Raw genomic sequence first — 4,367 nt, forward strand, 5'->3', positions numbered from 1 at the left:
GCTCGTGGGGGCGGCGGTGCTCGCGCGCGGCCTCGCGGGGATGCTCTACGGCGTGGGCGCGCTGGACGCCCTGACGTTCGCAGGCGTGCCCCTGCTGCTGGGGGCCGTGGCGCTCGTGGCCAGCTGGCTGCCCGCACGCCGCGCGCTGCGCGTGACGCCCGCCATCGCGCTCCGGGCGGACGAATAGGGCCTCAGGACGCGGTGTCGTAGGCGGGGGGCGCTTCCCTCGGCAGGCGGACCGTGAACGTCGTTCCAGCCTCTTCGCTGGAGGCCACGCTCACGTGCCCCCCGTGCGCGCGCGCCACCTGCTGCACGATGTAGAGCCCCAGCCCCACGCTGCGCGAGGACCGGCTTTCGCCATGGTGGCCGCGCCGCATGGCCTGGAAGAGGGTGGGCAGCATCTCCGGCGGGATGGGGCGGCCCCGGTTGTGGACCTCCAGCACCAGGTCGTCCCCCTCCTCGCGCGTGGACATCCGCACCGTGGAGCCCGGCTCGCTGTAGCGAACGGCGTTGGTGACCAGGTTCTGCACCACCTGGCCCAGCCGCTCCTCGTCCCACGAGCCCAGGCCGTCGCCCTGTTGCTCCAGGACCACCTGCCGCTCCGGGAACGCCACCTGGACCTCCTCCAGCGCCTGGCGCGTGGCCTCGTGGAAGTCCATGCGGCGGCGGTGCACCGGCAGCCCTCCGCCCAGCCTCGCCTGGGTCACGTCCAGCAGGTCTCGGATGAGGCGGTTCGCGCGTTCGGCGCTGCTGATGATGCGGCCGGTGTTCTTCGTCGCGCGCTCCCCCAGGTCGTCGCGCTGGAGCAGGGCATTCGCCGACAGGAGGATGGCGTTGAGCGGATTGCGCAGGTCGTGGCTGACGATGCCAATGAGCTGCTGTTCGAACTCCCGCTGCTCCCGTGCCTCCGACTCGCGCCGGTGGCGTTCGGTGATGTCGCGGCTCACCGTGGCGATGCCGATGTCCTCGCCCGTCGCGGCGTCGCGCAGCATGAAGAAGTTGTAGTGCACGGGTACCGCCGCCCCGGTGCGGAAGTTGCGGAGGCGGAACTCGCCGTCCCAGCGCCCGTGCTCGCGCAGCCTGGGCATGATGACGTCGCGCACGTAGGGGCGGTCCTCCGGCAGGAAGTAGTCGAACAGGTGCGTGCTCCGCACCGCCTCCGGCCCCTCCAGTCCCAGCATCCGCTGGCCCGCCTCGTTGATGAACAGCGCCCGTCCGTCCGGCCCGCCAATGCCGATGAGGTCCGAGGACTGCTCCACCACCGCGATCAGCTTCTCGCGCTCCCGCTCCGCCTGACGCTGCTCCCGGCGCGCCCGCGCCGCCGCGAGGTTGCCCTCCACGCGCGCCAGCAGCTCCCGCGCGGAGAACGGCTTCACCAGGTAGGCGGTGGCGCCCATGCGCAGGCCCTCCACCGTGGCCTCCTCACCGGCGCGCGCGGACAGCAGGATGACGGGCAGGTGCACCGTCGCCGGATCCTCGCGCAGCCGCCGCAGGAGCCCGTAGCCATCCAGCTCCGGCATCATCACGTCGCTGATGACGAGGTCCGGCATCCGGGCCCGGCAGGACTCCAGCGCCTCCAGCCCGTTCGCCGCGAGCGTCACCTCGAAGCGCTCCGACAGCAGCGAATGCACATATGCGCGCATGTCCGCGTTGTCGTCCGCGAACAGGACGTGGCCGCCCACGGTCCTCATGGGGGGAGCGGGGGACGCGTCGACCGCGTGCATGCCCGCCGGCCCCGACCAGCCGGAAGCCTCTTCCAGGAACGCCTCGAGGGTCGCGCCCGTCGGGACGCGCGCGGGCGTGGACGGGTCCCCGGCGGGGGCGGCCATGGAGGCCGCGTCCGCGGGCAGCGTCACCGTGAAGGTGCTGCCCTGGCCGGGGTGGCTCTCCGCCTGCACGTCGCCGCCATGCAGGCGCACCAGCTCCCGCACCAGCGCGAGCCCGATGCCGCTGCCCTCGTAGCTGCGTCCCTGCGCGCCCTGCACGCGGTGGAAGCGGTCGAAGATGCGCGGCAGCTCTTCCGGCGGGATGCCCGTGCCGGTGTCCGCCACGCACAGCTCCACCTGTGTTCCCCGCCAGCGCAGGCTCACGCGGATGCCGCCCTGGTGCGTGAACTTGAACGCGTTGGAGATGAGGTTGAGGACGATCTTCTCCCACTGCTCCGGATCCACCTTCACGGGATGCGGCAGCGGGGGACAGTCCACGTCGAGCGTCAGGCCCGCGCGCTCCACGGTGGAGCGGAAGCCGCTGGCGAGCCCGCGGGTGAGCGCGGCGAGGTCGGTGGGCACCGCGGTCGCGTGCAGGCGGCCCGCTTCGATGCGGGAGAACTCCAGCAGCGTGTTGACGAGCTTGAGCAGCCGCAGCCCGTTGCGGTGCACCGTCCGCTGCCGTTCGAGCTGCCGGGGACCGAGCGGCTCCAGCGAATCCTGGAGGCCGTCCTCCACCGGCCCCAGCATCAGCGCCAGCGGCGTGCGGAGCTCGTGGCTCACGTTGCTGAAGAAGTCCGTCTTCGCGCGGTCCAACGCGGCCAGGGCCTCCGCGCGGCGGCGGTCCTCCTCACGAGCGCGGGCCTGGGAGATGGCCGTCGTCACACCCCGGGCCAGCAGCTCCAGGAAGCCCCGGTACTTCTCATCGAGCGCCAGCCGGCGGCTCAGCCCCGTTACCAGGAAGCCCGCGGGCCGCGCATGTCCCACGCGAGGCAGGGGCTGCACGCACGCGGACGCCGTTCCCTCCGGCCACGGCCCCACCGCGACGGTGCCTGTCTCCCCAGGCAGCTTCTCCCAGAGGAAGGTCGCGCCGGTGCTCGCGGCGGCCCCCAGGGGCCAGTCCGCGCTCGCCTCGCCCGTGCCGTCCGGGAGGGGCATCGACGTGGGAGCGAGCGCATCCCCCGCGGCGAGTCCGCTCGTCCCGGCGAGCCGCGCGGTGCCGGTGGCGTCATCCACCAGGTAGAGCAGGGCGAAGGGCACGTCGAGCGGCGCCGCGGCGATGACGCGCATGGCCTCGCGGCAGGCGTCGTCCGTGGTGGCCCGGTCCGCGGTGGAGGCTCCCAGCTCGCGCAGCGTGTCCAGCCGCCGCGTGCCCACCACCTGTCCGGTGGTCTCCGTGAGCGCCGCGAAGACGCCCGCAACGTCGCCGGACTCGTCGCGCACGGGCGAGTGGCTGTAGGTGAAGTAGCACTCCTCGACGAAGCCGTTGCGGTCGAGCGGCATCATCAGGTCATTGACGAAGATGGCCTCTCCGGTCCGGCGCATGCGCTCCCAGCCGGGGCCGAGCATGTGCCAGACCTCCGGCCAGGTGACGGGCGCGGCCTGTCCCAGGGCGGCGGGGTGCTTCGTGCGTCCGCAGATGGGCCGGTACGCGTCGTTGTAGAACTGGACGAACTCCGGGCCCCACGCGACGTAGAGCGGATAGTCGGACGCGAGCACGATGCCGACGGTCGTGCGCAGCGACTGGGGCCACGTTTCCACGGGGCCCAGGGACGTCTTCGCCCAGTCCACCTGGCGAAGCAGTGCGCCACAGGCGCCGCCACCTCGCAGGACTTCGTCCACCACGCCCATGTGCCTCCACGCCCAGGCGCGCCTTCAAGGAGGGAGGCCACTGCTGGGAGACGAAACTTCGAGGTTTCTCCGTCCAATGGCCAGTGCGACGGGAGGAGCCCCTGGCGAAACGTGCGTCGATGAACGGCGGGCGCCTGGAGGGTGACCAGGCGCCCGGAGGCCGCGTGTGTTGAATGGCGCAGGCCGGTCAGGCGACCTCGTGCGCGGCTCGCGCCCAGCGCACTCCATCCAACCCCAGGCTCCGCACCTCGGCCTCCATCAACGCGCCGTACTGCTCCTCGACCCATTGGCGGAAGTAGGCGTCCGGCGCCGCGAGAACCAGGTGTCCGTCCTCCAGTCCCACCGCGCGGGCCTTGCCCAGCCATGACAGCGCGTACCGCTTGCCCTGCGCGCGCACTCCCTCCAGGCAGGCACTCCAGACGCGAGCCGCTTCCGTGGACGCGCCCTCGTCCGTGGCAGGTCCGCTGGAGGCTTCGGAGTCCACCTCCGCACCGTCCTCCAGGGGTGGGACGTAGCGCGTCCACACCCGGGGCGAGCAGAACGCGATCACGGTGCCCGGAGGCTGCCGGGCGCGGCCCCAGTCGGACTGGAGGTAGCCCTGGCAGGCCGCATGGAGCCGGGCCTCGTCGCCGTCCACGCCGCGCAGCGCCTGGGCGTACCAGTCCGCCCAACCGGCGGGCGGCTTCTCGCGGGGCAGGCCGCGGAAGGCCCGGGCGCGGGCGTCCTGGAAGGTGTCGAAGAAGGCCGCCGCGCGGGCGGCCAGGGTGGGGGCAGGGAGCGGACGTCCGGCGTCCGGGGACGGGGCGGATG

Annotated in this window: 3 protein-coding genes; 1 reads left to right on the forward strand and 2 read right to left on the reverse strand. The window is 72.9% G+C overall.

Annotation, left to right across the window (positions count from 1 at the left end):
- On the forward strand, window positions 1-187 hold a 187-nt coding region (locus D7V80_RS40305), incomplete at its 5' end, for a hypothetical protein (RefSeq protein WP_147447383.1).
- Between the two features lie 4 nt (window positions 188-191).
- Here D7V80_RS40305 and D7V80_RS40310 read toward each other — a convergent pair.
- Window positions 192-3,557, reverse strand: a complete 3,366-nt coding sequence (locus D7V80_RS40310) for an ATP-binding protein (protein WP_120593069.1) — start codon at window positions 3,555-3,557, stop codon at window positions 192-194.
- Between the two features lie 187 nt (window positions 3,558-3,744).
- A partial coding sequence (locus D7V80_RS40315) for a DnaA N-terminal domain-containing protein (protein ID WP_370452640.1) occupies window positions 3,745-4,367 on the reverse strand: 623 nt, incomplete at its 5' end.

This window comes from Corallococcus sp. CA054B (assembly GCF_003611625.1).
Classification (GTDB): domain Bacteria; phylum Myxococcota; class Myxococcia; order Myxococcales; family Myxococcaceae; genus Corallococcus; species Corallococcus coralloides.

Bases quoted from the DNA above. Each gene is read 5' to 3' on its own strand.
- D7V80_RS40310 (WP_120593069.1), bottom strand. From the start codon at position 3,557: ATGGGCGTGGTGGACGAAGTCCTGCGAGGTGGCGGCGCCTGTGGCGCA.